This is a genomic window from Paenibacillus sp. GCM10023252 (assembly GCF_042653305.1).
GTDB lineage: Bacteria > Bacillota > Bacilli > Paenibacillales > Paenibacillaceae > Pristimantibacillus.
The window spans coordinates 233,106-247,567 of record NZ_JBHSHW010000010.1 but is presented as its reverse complement, the minus strand read 5'-3'; the positions used below and the strand labels follow the sequence as shown (position 1 = coordinate 247,567).

At 51.8% G+C, this 14,462-nt stretch carries 12 protein-coding genes and 2 riboswitches; of the genes, 2 read left to right on the top strand and 10 right to left on the bottom strand.

The window, feature by feature from the left end; translation table 11 throughout:
* Positions 1–34 precede the first annotated feature (34 nt).
* The 4 genes from ACFO9Q_RS09255 to ACFO9Q_RS09240 all read right to left on the bottom strand — a co-directional run bounded on the left by ACFO9Q_RS09255 (position 35) and on the right by ACFO9Q_RS09240 (position 3,786).
* Positions 35–997 carry an aldolase catalytic domain-containing protein gene (locus ACFO9Q_RS09255; protein WP_379181059.1) on the bottom strand — a complete coding sequence of 321 codons (963 nt, stop codon included), beginning with the start codon at positions 995–997 and terminating at the stop codon, positions 35–37.
* Positions 998–1,098: 101 nt separating this feature from the next.
* Positions 1,099–2,118, bottom strand: coding sequence for a hypothetical protein (locus ACFO9Q_RS09250; protein WP_379181057.1), 1,020 nt, complete (start codon positions 2,116–2,118; stop codon positions 1,099–1,101).
* Positions 2,119–2,210: 92 nt separating this feature from the next.
* The gene (locus ACFO9Q_RS09245; RefSeq protein WP_379181055.1) at positions 2,211–2,966 is read right to left on the bottom strand and encodes a GTP cyclohydrolase II; all 756 of its coding nucleotides are present in this window, start codon (positions 2,964–2,966) and stop codon (positions 2,211–2,213) included.
* A gap of 55 nt (positions 2,967–3,021) precedes the next feature.
* Positions 3,022–3,786, bottom strand: a complete 765-nt coding sequence (locus ACFO9Q_RS09240) for a DODA-type extradiol aromatic ring-opening family dioxygenase (RefSeq protein ID WP_379181053.1) — start codon at positions 3,784–3,786, stop codon at positions 3,022–3,024.
* A 161-nt stretch (positions 3,787–3,947) separates the two neighbouring features.
* On the opposite strand from ACFO9Q_RS09240, the gene ACFO9Q_RS09235 reads away from it, so the two are divergent.
* Positions 3,948–4,265 (top strand): winged helix-turn-helix transcriptional regulator, encoded by a 318-nt coding sequence (locus ACFO9Q_RS09235; RefSeq protein ID WP_379181051.1) that lies wholly within the window; start codon positions 3,948–3,950, stop codon positions 4,263–4,265.
* A 325-nt stretch (positions 4,266–4,590) separates the two neighbouring features.
* The gene (locus tag ACFO9Q_RS09230) at positions 4,591–5,922 is read left to right on the top strand and encodes an ArsB/NhaD family transporter (protein ID WP_379181049.1); all 1,332 of its coding nucleotides are present in this window, start codon (positions 4,591–4,593) and stop codon (positions 5,920–5,922) included.
* Positions 5,923–6,141: 219 nt separating this feature from the next.
* On the opposite strand, the gene ACFO9Q_RS09225 is transcribed toward ACFO9Q_RS09230, so the two are convergent.
* The 6 genes from ACFO9Q_RS09225 to ACFO9Q_RS09200 all read right to left on the bottom strand — a co-directional run bounded on the left by ACFO9Q_RS09225 (position 6,142) and on the right by ACFO9Q_RS09200 (position 13,480).
* Positions 6,142–8,466 carry a histidine kinase gene (locus ACFO9Q_RS09225; protein ID WP_379181047.1) on the bottom strand — a complete coding sequence of 775 codons (2,325 nt, stop codon included), beginning with the start codon at positions 8,464–8,466 and terminating at the stop codon, positions 6,142–6,144.
* A 76-nt stretch (positions 8,467–8,542) separates the two neighbouring features.
* A complete protein-coding gene (kdpC, locus tag ACFO9Q_RS09220) occupies positions 8,543–9,151 on the bottom strand; it encodes a potassium-transporting ATPase subunit KdpC (protein ID WP_379181045.1) in 609 nt (202 codons plus the stop codon).
* A gap of 77 nt (positions 9,152–9,228) precedes the next feature.
* On the bottom strand, positions 9,229–11,265 hold the full coding sequence (kdpB, locus tag ACFO9Q_RS09215; RefSeq protein ID WP_379181043.1) for a potassium-transporting ATPase subunit KdpB: 2,037 nt from the start codon (positions 11,263–11,265) through the stop codon (positions 9,229–9,231).
* 23 nt (positions 11,266–11,288) lie between these two features.
* Positions 11,289–12,968 carry a potassium-transporting ATPase subunit KdpA gene (kdpA, locus tag ACFO9Q_RS09210; RefSeq protein ID WP_379181041.1) on the bottom strand — a complete coding sequence of 560 codons (1,680 nt, stop codon included), beginning with the start codon at positions 12,966–12,968 and terminating at the stop codon, positions 11,289–11,291.
* Positions 12,969–13,030: 62 nt separating this feature from the next.
* Positions 13,031–13,108 carry a K(+)-transporting ATPase subunit F gene (kdpF, locus tag ACFO9Q_RS09205; protein ID WP_379181295.1) on the bottom strand — a complete coding sequence of 26 codons (78 nt, stop codon included), beginning with the start codon at positions 13,106–13,108 and terminating at the stop codon, positions 13,031–13,033.
* Positions 13,109–13,237: 129 nt separating this feature from the next.
* The gene (locus ACFO9Q_RS09200) at positions 13,238–13,480 is read right to left on the bottom strand and encodes a hypothetical protein (protein WP_379181039.1); all 243 of its coding nucleotides are present in this window, start codon (positions 13,478–13,480) and stop codon (positions 13,238–13,240) included.
* 121 nt (positions 13,481–13,601) lie between these two features.
* A riboswitch (cyclic di-AMP (ydaO/yuaA leader) is annotated at positions 13,602–13,775 on the bottom strand.
* A 523-nt stretch (positions 13,776–14,298) separates the two neighbouring features.
* A riboswitch (cyclic di-AMP (ydaO/yuaA leader) is annotated at positions 14,299–14,457 on the top strand.
* Positions 14,458–14,462 lie beyond the last annotated feature (5 nt).

Genomic DNA, 14,462 nt, shown 5'->3' with positions numbered 1-14,462 from the left:
CGGGAAGCGGAGCCGTTCTTGTGGTAAGGATAGATTACTTGCTATGAGCAACCTCAGGGGTTGTCAGCTTGTCGTAGAATTCGACGCAGTTGTCCTTGTCAGCGGAGTCGCGCAGCGCCATCGCTGAGCGAGGATGCTCATCGAGCATACCTGTAATCATGTAAGGGATAATGTAGCCCCACTCTTCCTTCTCGCGAAGAGGAATCATGTACTTCTCAATCATATCAATGACAGGGCGTACATTGTACTTCGTGTTCTGAAGATGAGCGACGAGCAGTTCAGTCGTGCAGTTGCCCGCTGCGCGGCCCATTCCGTATACGGAGGAATCAAGCAGCTCCACGCCATGCTCAGCTGCGATAATGGTGTTCGCGAAGGCAAGCTGCATATTGTTGTGTGTATGAGCGCCTAGACGCTTGTTAGGCAGATGCTTCTTGAACTTGTTCACGAGATATTCCATATCATTCGGCTTCATGCTGCCGTAGGAGTCCACGACGTACACGACATCAACGACGCTGTTGTTGATGAGCTCGAATGCTTCGAGCAATTGGTTCTCCATGACATTGGACAGTGCCATGATGTTAATAGTCGTCTCGTAACCACGGTCATGGAACACTTGAACGAGCTCCAGCGCCTTGTCTACATCTTGAATATAGCAAGCTACTCGGATCAGATCGAGCATGCTCTCACTGCGAGGCAGAATGTCGTTCTCGTCGACACGGCCTACATCCACCAGAGCAGACAGCTTCGTATTGCCTTTGTTCGGAATGACCTTGCGCAGGAAGTCGTCATTCAGGAAGCGCCAAGGACCAGCGGAATCTGCGCCCTTAAGCAGCTTAGGAGAGTTCTTATAGCCAATCTCCATGTAATCGACGCCGGCTTCATTCAGGCTATTATAGAGGTGCTGAACGAATTCAACACTGAAGTCCCAGTTATTCACTAGTCCGCCGTCGCGGATCGTACAGTCAACAATTTTGCAGTGGCTCGTCTTCGAATTCATGCGTTATTGCTCCTTTAGATGAACATGAGTTCAGTTTTTAACTCATCATACTTGATCCAGGAACAGAACGCAAAATAAATTTGTCGTTTTTTGGGGCACCCTCACCTGGACTGCAGCCGTTCCTTCGCTTCCGCTTGGAACCGTTCATGGAAGTCCTTCACAGCAGGAATATCGATCTGCCGTCCATTCTTATTCTCGTATACCTGCTCCTTCGTACCGGCAAGCACGCTTAGGTAATCCTTCACTATAGTTCCCGTCACGCTGCCCGGACTCGCCTGCACCGTCTTCTCATAGCTCATCTTCACCTCTGGAAGGAGTACGAACGTCTCATAATCGAAGATTGGCGTATTATTCAGACCATAGATATACATAGAGAGGTATCGTTCTACGTAGAGGAGCTCTATCTCTTCTCTCTCCGGCGAATCAGGATGCTTCTTGACGAATGCCTCAGCAATCTGAGCGCGACTGGCCAGCTCATCCCAAGCAATGACAAGCGCAGCATCCTTCGCAGCAGGCTTATCGGACTCAACAGCCTTCACAGCAATATATTCATTCATTGCACCCGATAGATGACTGCTGAACGCCTTCAAGCGTGAATAATCGACGATTGGGAAAATATAGCCTTCCGCCATCTCCAGCTTATACCCACCCTCAAACGTTGCCTTCACCAGCTTCTTCGCTGCTTCATCCGAGATGCTGTCCACTGCGTCCTCGGTAATTGGCCACTTCAGCTTCACTAGCTTATCTTGTATTCCTTGATCTGTATAAGCCTCTTCGAGCTTCTTCAGATCTGCCTTGTAGTAGGCATTCAGCTCTCGAATCATCGTGTCCGCTGTATCCTCATTCGTATCACCAATATGATCTTCCAGGAAGGACATGAGCTCCGAAGCCTGCTTAGCGCCAGCAGCCACAGATCGGAACTTCTCCAGGAAGTCGGTCTCCTGGTCCGGAGACTTGGAGGCAGCAGGCGAAGCTGAAGCTCCAACAGGCTCCGTCGCAGACCCAATTGACTCCGCCTCCCCGCTTCCTCCTCCGCAGCCCGCTGCCGCAAGCAGCGTTACGCAAGTCAGTACAAGGAGTAATAATGTCCATCCTCTGCCTTCACGCCTAGCAGATCTCATTCCCATCATTCCCTTCTCATTCGTCTAGTCTATCGATGATTTGTACCCTCTAGACGTAATTAAGAATAGGATTGTTCCCATATTAGGAACAATTAGGACTGAAGAACCGTATTCTGCTCCGCCTCATAATGACCGGAACGGCCGACTTTGGTGTTCAGATATTTTTCATTATAGATAGAAGCCTTGCCCCAGAGCGGAACTCTCCTGGAGATCGTCATCCCGGCATGCTTAAGGGCCTCTACCTTGCGGGGATTGTTCGTAATGAGCGCAACAGGAGCTGAACGAAGCATCCGCAGCACCGCAATGGCCTCGCTGTAATCTCTGGAATCATCCGGGAAGCCCAGCTCCAGATTCGCATCAACGGTATCGAGCCCCTCCTCCTGCAGCAGATAAGCCATAGCCTTGCTGAACAGCCCAATACCTCTTCCCTCGTGATTGGCAAGATAGAATAACGCGCCCGCACCATGCTCGGCAATCATTCGCATGGACTGCTTCAGCTGGAATCCACAGTCGCAGCGCTCGCTCCCGAATATATCTCCAGTATGGCAGATGCTGTGCATGCGAATTAACGCCTCGGCATCGCCCTGGAAGTCCCCATAGACGAGCACGCTGGACTGCTGAAGATCAGCGTATCGGAATCGGCTCAGCTGCTTCACCAGATCCTCCGCTGATGATAGCTGCTCTTCGTTCTTATCCTTGCTCATCCAGCTGTACCACTGGAATACGACCGTCTCCCCATCAAGCTCGACAGGCAAGACAACTGGGCCAATCACGTATAGATCCTGCTCCTGTCCAGCTACAACTTGAAGCTTCTTCTCTATAATAGATGCTATTCGGTTATTGTTCATATTGGCGGCCTCCTCTAGTACGGTGATGTAATGATGCAGCTTCCTCAGGGAAGGCTTAGAACTTAAGGGATAAGTGGCTGAGAGTACCGAAGGCGTACCCGCGATAGATAACCTCAGGAATCTGCTCAGGATTACCCGCGCCTAAGGCTACATATAACGGCAAGAAGTGCTCGGAGCGCGGAACGGCGGCCTTGGCATGCGGTGCAAGCGATTCGTAGCTAAGCAAGTCGTATAGATTGCGCTTCGCAAGCTTATCGATCAGCCAATCATCGAACTGAACAGCCCACGGCTCTGGCTCCACCTGCCCCCAGTTCACCATACGGAGATTGTGCACGGTCACACCGCTGCCGATTAGGAGAATATTACTTGCACTTAAGCTGCGCAGCGCTGCTCCAATAAGGTAATGAGCTTCAGCTGAACGCTCCGGATTAACAGACATCTGTACGACAGGAATGTCAGCCATAGGGAACAGATGCTTCAGCAGCGTCCACGAGCCATGATCAAGGCCGCGGTTGCCATCTAAGGTAGATGGAATTCCTGCTTCCTGCAGCAGCTCTGCTACCTGTCCGGCAAGCTGGACCGAGCCTCTGGCCTCGTACTTCACTTGGTAGAGCTCGTCTGGGAAGCCACGGAAGTCGTAGATGGTCTCGTACACCCCATCCGTAGAAGTAATAGCAACCTCCTCGGTCTCCCAGTGTGCGGTGACAATAACGATCGCATCTGGTCGCAGCGCTGCCCCGGTCTGTTGTAGAAATGAGCTATATTCATTCTGCTCGATAGCCAGCATAGGTGAGCCGTGAGCTAGAAATAATGGAGACATGCCTCTCACTCCTCAATCGCATTTTTTGAATTAACACTTACTAATAGTAACTAATTATATATTTGTTATATATGCACGTCAAGTTCATCACATTCAATAAGTGTGCTTGTATTAAATGATTATTAAGTCTATAATCGGCTTATGTAAGAGAGGTGATCAACATGGAGCCAATCGGATTATGTCCCCGCTTCCAGAGGGGGATGGACATACTCAGCAAGCGGTGGACCGGCTTAATTATATCCCAGCTCCTCAGTGGGCCTCAGCGATTCTGCCATGTGCAATCGGCACTGCCGATCAGCGGCAGACTGCTATCCGAGCGATTCAAGGAGCTTGAGCTTGACGGAATTGTGATCCGCCATGTCTACCCGGAGACACCCGTCCGGATTGAGTATTCCTTAACGGAGAAGGGTCATGCCCTCGGGCCGGTCATTGAGGCGATTCAGACTTGGTCATCGGAGTGGTTGGATCCTATAGAGTAATCATGATTAATAAGCGGCTTTGCTCCTCATAGAGGGGCAGAGCCGCTTTTTTTTGTCCGGTCAGTCTAGTCTATTGTCCATCGTCGATAGGTATCACTACATGACACACACCATCAATTGATACTAGCAGATTTTAATAGAAATAGGGATATAGACCAGTGCAAACCATATGCCCTGTACGTATACATACATTACATAACTACTGAAAAATAATAGAGAAGGAGGCTGAAAATAAAAGACTAACAGCTAGACAGATCCATGAACCAGGGCAAGGAGAGCAACATCACAGAGAGAAAAACTTCGTTCCTTGAAAAGAGGTTAAAGCATGCATGATCTTATGATAATCATCACCATCTGTTCCTTCCTCATGACAATCGGCTTCATCTTCTGGCGACCGCAGATTAATGAAGCTATCCCAGCAACAATCGGCGCCGTGCTAGTGCTCCTCAGCGGCAGTGTCACCTTAGCCGATCTTGGGGATATTACGCAGACGATCAGCGGCGCAGCGGTCACGATCATCGCCACCATCGTCATGGCAATTGTACTCGAGAGCTTCGGATTCTTCATATGGTCCGCAGAGCTTCTTACCAGGAAGGCAAGAGGCTCAGGCATAAGGCTGTTCTGGCTGACGAACCTGTTCTGCTTCCTCATGACCCTGTTCGTGAACAATGATGGCAGCATCCTCATTACAACGCCTATCCTGCTGCTTCTGCTCAAAAATATGGGACTCAAAAACCATCAAAAAATACCCTACCTCATGTCCGGAGCCTTGATTGCTACAGCATCCAGCGCACCCATTGGCGTTAGCAACATCGTTAATCTCATCGCACTTAAAATCGTCCACATGGACCTGTATATGCATTCCGCTATGATGTTCGTTCCCGCTTCACTAGGACTTATCCTGCTGGCCTTCCTCTTATTCCTTGCTTTCTACCGACAGATTCCCCGTAAGCTGCCCGAAGTGAAGCAGTGGAGCCTGAAGCCTGGAAGCCATCCTCTTCGGGAGATTGCGACGGAGGAGCATCGTCACACCTTCATGCGCAATATTCTCATCTTCGTATTTGCCGTAAGAATCAGCTTGTTCGTCGCATCCTACATCCACTTCCCTGTATCCTTAACAGCGGTTATAGGCTCGGCGCTGTTGCTTGGGTGGCGATGGTACTATCTGCGCATATCGCCCGCCGACATGCTGAAGAAGACCCCATGGTATATCCTCATCTTCGCCTTCAGTATGTATGTCATTATCTACGGACTGAACAACATTGGACTGACGGAATGGCTTATTCAGCTGCTCCAGCCGATCGTCTCAGGAAGCTTGCTGAGTGCCAGCGTCATGATGGGCGTGCTGCTCAGTGTCTTATCTAATCTATTCAACAACCATCCCGCTCTGATGGTAGGAACACTTGCCTTAATGAATATGGGACTAGATCCTCTAACGCTGAAGATCTCTTACCTAGCCAGTGTCATAGGCAGTGACATCGGCTCGCTCTTACTTCCTATAGGAACGCTGGCAACCCTCATGTGGATTCACATTGTGAGGAAGGGCGGCGTCAAGATTACGCTTGGCCAGTATGTGAGAGTGACCTTCTTCGTCATCCCGGTTACGGTTATCTTCACCCTGGTTGTCCTATCCTACTGGGTCGCGTGGTTATTCTAATAAGATTCCCCCATGAAAAAAAAAAGACCTCCTGGACAGTCCTAGACAGGGGTCTTCATAAAGAGGATTCATGCACACCATAGCTTATGCAAGCGAAAAATGAAAAGTATGGGTTCATCACTTAAATCCGAACCCCATATGAAAAAGAGAGGCGCCTGCATGACGATCAGAGCACCCGCGAGGGTGCTCTTCACCATTGGCCATTCACGATATGGTTCGTCATTGCTTGTTCAACACTCGGTCTGCAACGACGAGTACATCCATGTGTCTGCCTGAACGAAGCAGCTTGCGCGTCAAGTCTCCCTTGAGCAGCGTATACCAGAGGGAGCGGCGCGAGTGGCCGATAATGAGCTGTGTCGCCTTCACCGCATTAGCCCCGGCCAGCAGCGCTCTGTGCATCCCCTTGCGATTGTTCGCATCCCGGCACTCGAAGATGCCCCCCAGCCGCTCAGTTAGCGAGGTTAAGGCAGCCAAGCTCACCTTCTCCTGATCGGTCAGCTGCCCTCCATAATGAACATAACAGACATGCCAATCGGCCTTGAGCCGATGAGCAATGCGGAACCCGCGCCGGATGAGCCGGTCTCCGTCGGACTGCAGAGCAACCGCAACATAGATGACCTCCCGCCTGCGAAGCGGACCTCGCAGAGAGTGGTTGCGATCCCACGCCTCCAGCCGCTCGTCAACATCGTCAGCGATCTCGCGCAGCGCCAGCTCACGAAGAGCGATGAGATTACCTGTGGTGAAGAAGGCACCGAGTGCTTGCTCCACCTTATCCATCGCGTAGATCTTCCCGTCACGCATACGCTCTTGCAGCATCTGCGGGGTCACGTCTATGAGCTCGACTTCATCTGCCAGCTTGAGGATGGCATCCGGCACCGTCTCTCTCACGCGCACTCCCGTCAGCTGCTCGACCGCATCATTCAAGCTCTCAAGATGCTGCACATTAATAGTAGAGATGACAGAGATTCCGCTCTCTAATATACGAATAACATCCTCGTACCTCTTCCTTCGATCACTCGTGGGCACATTGGTATGGGCCAGCTCATCTACAAGGACAACATCGGGATTACGTGCCAGTATCGCATCCGTATCCATCTCCTCGAGCTTCGTCCCCATATAATCAATCTGCTTCCTCGCAATCAGGGGCAGGCTCCCTACCTGCTCTGCCGTCTCCTTGCGTCCATGCGTCTCCAATAATCCAATGACTACATCGACGCCCTTGCGAAGCAGCACATTACCTTCACGCAGCATCGTGTAAGTCTTGCCTACGCCAGGCGAAGCACCTATGTATACCTTGAAGGTGCCTCTGCGAAGCGTGTCCACCTTCTCCGCCAGCTCCTCGGAGCTTAGCCGGCGGAACTGTCCAGGCTCGTTAAGCTCCCTCTGCATCACCGGCAGGATTCGCTCGCCCTCATGCTCCGCCCGGTCAGCCATTAGGAATAGGTCCACCCCATGAAGCTTGTGCAGCAAGCTATCCACAATAGAGCCTTGGCGCAGCTGCTGCAGCCAGCTCTGCTTGGAGTGCCCCATGACCACACGGGTAATCTGCTCCTCTGCGGCGTACTTCGCCAGCAGTGATGGAATCGCTCTGCGCCTCGCAAGCGGAACCTCTGCGAACTCAGCCCCGACCTTCTGAGTGAGCTTCACGATGGAGCGCTTGAAGGTTAACTGTTCGCGGCTTAGCGGCTTCTTCGGATGCACGAAGGTAAGCACAACAATATCACCATTCAATCTCCTGGCAATCTGCTGGCCTCTGCGTACATACAGGGAGCCGTTCCAGTGGTATTGTGCAGAGACGAGGATTCTCTCTGCAACCCCTGCTGGCCCCGAGAGGCCTTGCTCTTCCCTCAGCTTCTCCAAGGAGTCGTTCACTCCCTCGGCGACGAGCCTTAAGGCGATCTCCCTCAGCACTCCCAGATTACCTCGCCTCGATAGAGCCGGATTCATCTCGCTGCCAAGCACCCCCTCCTCCAGTCTCTTCAGCATCGTCTCTGGAGATACGTCAATTAATCTGACTTCATCCGCAAGTTCAAGCGTGTCAGCTGGAACCGTCTGGTCAGCATGAATGCCTGTCAATCGCTGAGCCATCTCATCAGCGCCTTCCAGCTCATAGACGTTAATGGTCGTGATGATGGAGATTCCCCGCGCCATGAGGAAGCGGATATCTTCCAGCCTCGTCGCATGCTGCGCTCCTGGACGGTTGCGGTGGGCAAGACCGTCAACAAGCACCACTTCAGGATCGCGAAGCAGCAGAGCCTCCAGATTGAGATCCTTCTGCTCCGCTCCGTCCTTCATCCAGTGAATGATCGGAACCCGCTCCAGCTCCGAAGCCTGTCGCACCGTCTCGGGCCGCTGCAGTGTAGTTACTGCGCATAGGACAACATCTATGCCTTGCTGCTTCAGCTGCTGCCCTTCCTGCAGCATATGATAGGTCTTACCTGAGCCGCTGACCGCGCCAATGAGCACCTTAAGCTTGCCCAGGTGCAGCTTAGATATCGTCAGTAGAATCTCTTCCGGCGACTTACGCCGATAAGGGATGTCCATCCTAGCTCCTCCTCCCCCTCAAGGCAACCTGAACAGCATAATACCCTGCGTGCACGAGACACGCAGGGTAACCGTCTTACTTCGCTCTCAGCTCGGTAAGAGCAAGGTTCAGCTTCAATACGTTCACTCGCTTATCCCCGAACAGACCAAGATCCCGGCCTTCCGTATGCTTAGTAACCAGCGCTTCAAGCTGCTCCTGCGCAACTCCCGTCAGCTTGCTGATACGGGGAATCTGAACGGCGGCCGATTCCGGTGTAATATGCGGATCTAGACCTGATCCCGAGTTCGTAATGAGTGCCAGCGGCAGCTTGTCAATAACAACATCCGGATTGTTCTTCTTCCACTCGTCAATAGAAGCCTTCGTTCTCTCTAGCAGCGCCGGATTAGAGGGAGCGAAGTTATTCGATCCCGAGCCCGCACCGTTGTACTCGATACTGGATACCCGCCCTTGGAAGTACTCCTGTGAAGTGAACGGCTGCCCAATCAGCTCAGATCCTGTCACTTCACCAGCTGCATTCTCCAGCAAGCTTCCGTTCGCCTGGCTCGGGAAGAGCAGCTGAGCTGCTCCGGTAGAGACCAGGGGATAGATAAGGCCGCACACAATGATGAAGACGAGACTTGCCCGGACTGCTACCCATAATATTGATAAGCCTGACGGCTCCTTATCCTCATACGTAGAATTCATCGTATCTCTTCCCTTCGTTAGTTACGGTTCATTAGATTCCTATTCGCTTCCTATCATCGAATCCGTATGGAATGGCATCAGATCCATAAGTGGACGGCGAGATCAATTACCTTAATCCCGATGAATGGAGCGATGACACCCCCAAGGCCATATAGGAGCAAGTTCCGGCTCAGGAGCCGATTCGCGCTCATCGGCTTGTAGGCTACGCCCTTCATCGCCAGCGGAATGAGCAGCGGGATAATGATGGCGTTGAAGATCAGAGCCGACAGCACCGCCGACAATGGCGATCCCAGATTCATAATGTTCAAGGCATCCATCTCAGGAATGGCAATCATGAACATGGCCGGGATAATCGCGAAGTACTTCGCAATGTCATTGGCGATGGAGAAGGTCGTCAGTGCTCCACGCGTCATGAGCAGCTGCTTCCCGATCGCGACCACCTCGATAATCTTCGACGGATCCGAATCCAGATCGACCATATTGGCCGCTTCCTTCGCTGCAATCGTCCCGCTGTTCATCGCGAGCCCTACGTCCGCTTGTGCGAGTGCCGGCGCATCATTCGTGCCGTCACCGGTCATAGCGACCAGCTTGCCTTCCGCTTGCTCTCTGCGTATAAGAGCAATCTTGTCTTCCGGCTTGCTCTCCGCTACGAATTCATCGACTCCTGCTTCCTTGGCGATTGTCGCTGCCGTCAGCGGATTATCGCCAGTACACATGATGGTCTTGATACCCATCCGGCGAAGCTGCTCGAATCGCTCCGGCATACCTGGCTTAACGGTGTCCTTCAGGTAGATAAGCCCGAAGATCTCCTTATCTACAGCAACAGCTAGAGGAGTACCTCCCTCTGTCGCAATCGTGTTCGACTTCTGCTCCAGATCCCCCGGAACGCTGCCGCCCTGCTCCTGTACCCACTTGCGTACCGCATCGACGGCGCCCTTGCGCACCTTGCGACCATCGGCTAGATCAATACCGCTCATTCTAGTCTCTGCTTGGAAGGGAATGAATTCCCCTCCCTCGCCGAGGGCCGTATCATAGCTCAGACTGTTCTTCTTCAGCCATTCCAGCACGGAGCGGCCTTCCGGCGTCTCATCCTTCTGAGAGCTGACCGCAGCCCAAGCGGCTAATGTCTCGCGTCCGCTTGCTCCGACAGGAATCATATAGCTGGCCATCCGGTTACCGAATGTAATCGTACCTGTCTTATCCAATATCATCGTGTTAATATCACCAGCGGCTTCAACAGCCTTACCGGACATCGCCAGCACGTTGAACTGGGTGACACGGTCCATCCCGGCAATTCCAATCGCGGACAGCAATCCGCCAATCGTTGTAGGAATTAGACAGACGAGCAGAGCGATGAGCACTGGAATCTCGAGCTCTACGTTCACGAAGCCGGCAATCGGCCCGAGCGTCACGACGACGATAACGAAGATTAGCGTTAAGGAAGTGAGCAGCGTATTCAAGGCCAGCTCATTCGGTGTCTTCTGACGCTTAGCCCCTTCGACCAGCGAGATCATCCGATCAATGAACGACTCGCCCGGCTCACTCGTAATCTTCACCTTGATGAGGTCGCTGACAACCTTCGTCCCACCGGTTACTGAGCTGAAGTCTCCTCCAGCTTCCTTAATGACCGGTGCGGATTCTCCGGTAATAGCGGATTCGTCTACGGAAGCGAGTCCTTCGATGACTTCGCCGTCCCCAGGAATCATCTCACCAGCAGCCACAACAACGACGTCACCCTTGCGCAGCTCAGTGGAGGAGACGACCTTAATTCCTGCGCTTGTTACTTTATTCGCGCTCATGTCCTTCTTCGATTGCTTCAGGGAATCCGCCTGCGCCTTCCCGCGCCCCTCGGCCAATGCTTCAGCGAAGTTAGCGAAGAGGACGGTGAAGAGCAGGATGAGGAAGACCGTCAGGTTGAAGCCGATTCGGTCCTCCGAATCGAAGTATCCAGGGAAGATCGTCATGAACAGCACGATTACCGTGCCTACTTCAACGACGAACATAACCGGGTTTTTCATCATCGTGATTGGATTTAATTTTATGAAGCTATCTTTTAACGCACTGCCCACCAGATCAGAGGAGAGCATGCTTTTCTTATGTCTAGGAGAACTCATTGATCCTTCACCTCATCCGTCCGTTATCGGAGTGTCAAATGTTCAGCAATTGGGCCAAGCACAATCGCCGGCAAGAATGTTAATGCGCCAATTAAGAGTACTGTACCGATCAGGAGACCAGTGAACAGCTTATTGTCCGTGCGGAACGTACCGATCGTCTCAGGCACCCATTGCTTCGAAGCGAGCGAGCCCGCTACACCGAGCATGGCAATCATGGAGATATAACGGCCGAAGAGCATTACTAGTCCCGTCGTAATATTCCAGAACGGCGTATTGTCTCCAAGTCCCTCGAAGCCGGATCCATTATTGGCTGCGGAGGACGTATACTCGTACAGTACCTGCGAGATGCCATGATAGCCTGGATTCGTAATGGCCGCCGTGCCCACATCCGTCATTAAGGCAAGCGCGGTCGGCGCCAGGATAATGAACGGATGAGCCAGTATCGCGATGGCGATCAGCTTCATCTCTCGGGGCTCAATCTTGCGTCCTAAGAATTCAGGGGTTCGCCCCACCATCAATCCGCAGATGAACACGCCGAGGATGGCATACATGAGCATATTGATTAATCCGACACCCTTGCCGCCGAACACGACGTTCAGCATCATCTCCGCCATCGGAACCATCCCGCCTAGAGGGGTCAAGGTATCATGCATATTGTTAACCGTTCCCGTCGTCGCTGCGGTCGTGACCGCTGTGAACAATGATGACTGTGCAATGCCGAATCGGACTTCCTTGCCTTCCATACTGCCCTGGGAAGCGTCCACGCCAAGAGCGTTCATGACCGGGCTGCCCGCCTTCTCAGCCGTGTAGACCGTAGTCAGGAACACCAGGAACAAGATCATCATCGCGGAGAAAATAACCCAGCCCTGCTTCTTATTCTTAGCGAACAAGCCGAACGTATAGGGGAGAGCTGCCGGCAGCGTCCACATCGCTAGAATCTCCAGCACGTTCGTCAGCGGACTTGGGTTCTCGAATGGATGCGCGGAGTTCACTCCGAAGAAGCCGCCGCCATTCGTCCCTAGATGCTTAATGGATTCAAGCGAGGCGACGGGACCTATTGCGATCTGCTGCACCGCTCCCTCAAGCGTCTTGACCGTAAGCGTCGGATCTAGCGTCTGTGGAACTTGCAGCGCCACGAGGACAAGTGTAAGGATGAAGGAGATCGGCAGGAAGATTCGTGTATGTGCCTTCACGAAGTCCTCGAAGAAGTTGCCGATTGTCTTGCCCTTGCTCGTAATTCCCCTTACGAAGGCTATAGCTACCGAGAACCCGGTTGCTGCGGAGGTGAACATCATCATCATGATGACCGCCATCTGCGAGAAGTAAGTCAGCGCAGATTCACCGCTGTAATGCTGCAGGTTCGTGTTCGTCATGAAGGAGATGACTGTATTGAAGGTCAACGTTGATTCCATATTACCGATATCATTCGGGTTGTAAGGCAATGCGTTCTGCAGCCTTAGAATCAAGTAACTGACAGCGGTCAGCACAATGTTGGTTATGACGAAGCTGAGCGCGTACTTCTTCCATCCCATCCCCGCTCTGCTCTTCAGTCCAAGCAGGCGATAGATGACTCTCTCCGTTCCTCCGAATACTCGATCTTGCTTGCTCTGCTCATTGGAGAACACGTGATACACGTAGGTTCCCACCGGCTTCACCAGCAGTATAATTATCGCGATAACAATCGCAATCTGCAGGACATCCATTCTATATTCCTCCTAATCGTAATGACAAGCCTTGAAGGCCGCTTCGCAAGTGTTCCTATGCTCTAGAACTTCTCTGGATGAATTAAGGCGTAGACGAGGTAGATGAACAGCAATCCCGTCACTACAAGTACGAAGATCATCGCGTGTCCCCTCCATCCTCTACCACCTTGCCGCACCAATGCAGGAATCCTGCTACTAGGATGAAGCTAACGATCAAGGTTCCTATCATGTACACATCCATCATAAGAATGACCTCCCTATTCTATGGGTTATTCCGATTCAGATTCATTCAGCAAGAATCCAACCTCGCCCGTTCGTGTGAAAATAATATGATCTGCTCCAAGCCCCCGATAGATGGCTCTAGGATTAAAGCTCTCTGTAATGACATAAATGGGCTTCGACGTCCATGACCTGCAGCATTGAATATATCTGCAGCTCAAGGCGAGGCTGCTCTCGAAGATATACTTGCAGGCTTCATTGAATCCGGCTACAACGATGGATTCTCTCTCCAACGGATATTCCTCCTATGGTTAGAAGGCAACACAAAAGAAGCCGCAGGAGAATAGAGGAACATCTCCCGCGGCTTCTTCAAGGCACAGCAAAGCTGCTGCGGCGAAGAATCGCGATGTATGTTGCCTCTCCCGAGTACGCTTACGAGGTTAGCTGACGGATTCGGGCGTGAGAGTCGCCCTACGCTTGGCGGCAAGCCAAGCGATTCACCCCATGAACAGCATCTCATGACAAGATTGCTGCTCGTTGGTTCCCCCGCTCCTGCACTGAACCTGCAGGATTAAGCGATAAAGACTTTGTTAGCAAATTCGTAAAATAGGTTAGCCTGCGAATTCGGGTGGTGAGAGACACCCTGCTTCCAACCGGACTCCATGGTGTCCAATCGGAACGAACACTCCAGCCTAGACTAGTTCGACTCTCACATCGTTCCAGCCGAGTCAACCATGAATCGAATCTTACTCCTGAAGCGATTCACCTGTCTAGGAGGAATAGAGGGGATATTAGCCATATTTTCAGCTGAATCCGTCCATAACTAGCGCTTACACTACTCTTAAACTCTAGAATGCTTACTAATTCATAGGTTTTTCTCTCGATTTCATAAGTAATATAAAAATAGGCAGGTTCAAAAAAATAGTGAGAAATCAGACTTCTCGAATTCATAGAAAATCGGAGCATAAACGAGTTATTTTGAGAATTAGCTGCGTTAGCTTCTTGCCAAAGGCATCATTCCAAAAATATGGCTTCACAGCGGGTAAGGCCGTTATTGGGAGGTTAGACAAACCTAGCGGTCAGCAGTATGATATACGGCGAAGTCCATACGAAATTGAAATCGCTGAATTCTTACCAAATGAAGCGGGGGAACCAACTCGAACGATAGAGATGTAATCGTTCATGGGGTGAATCTGGAGCTAGTCTCCAGTAGGGCGACTCTCTGGCCCGAATCCGACAGCTAACCTCGTAAGCGATGAACCCCTAAAGGAGAGA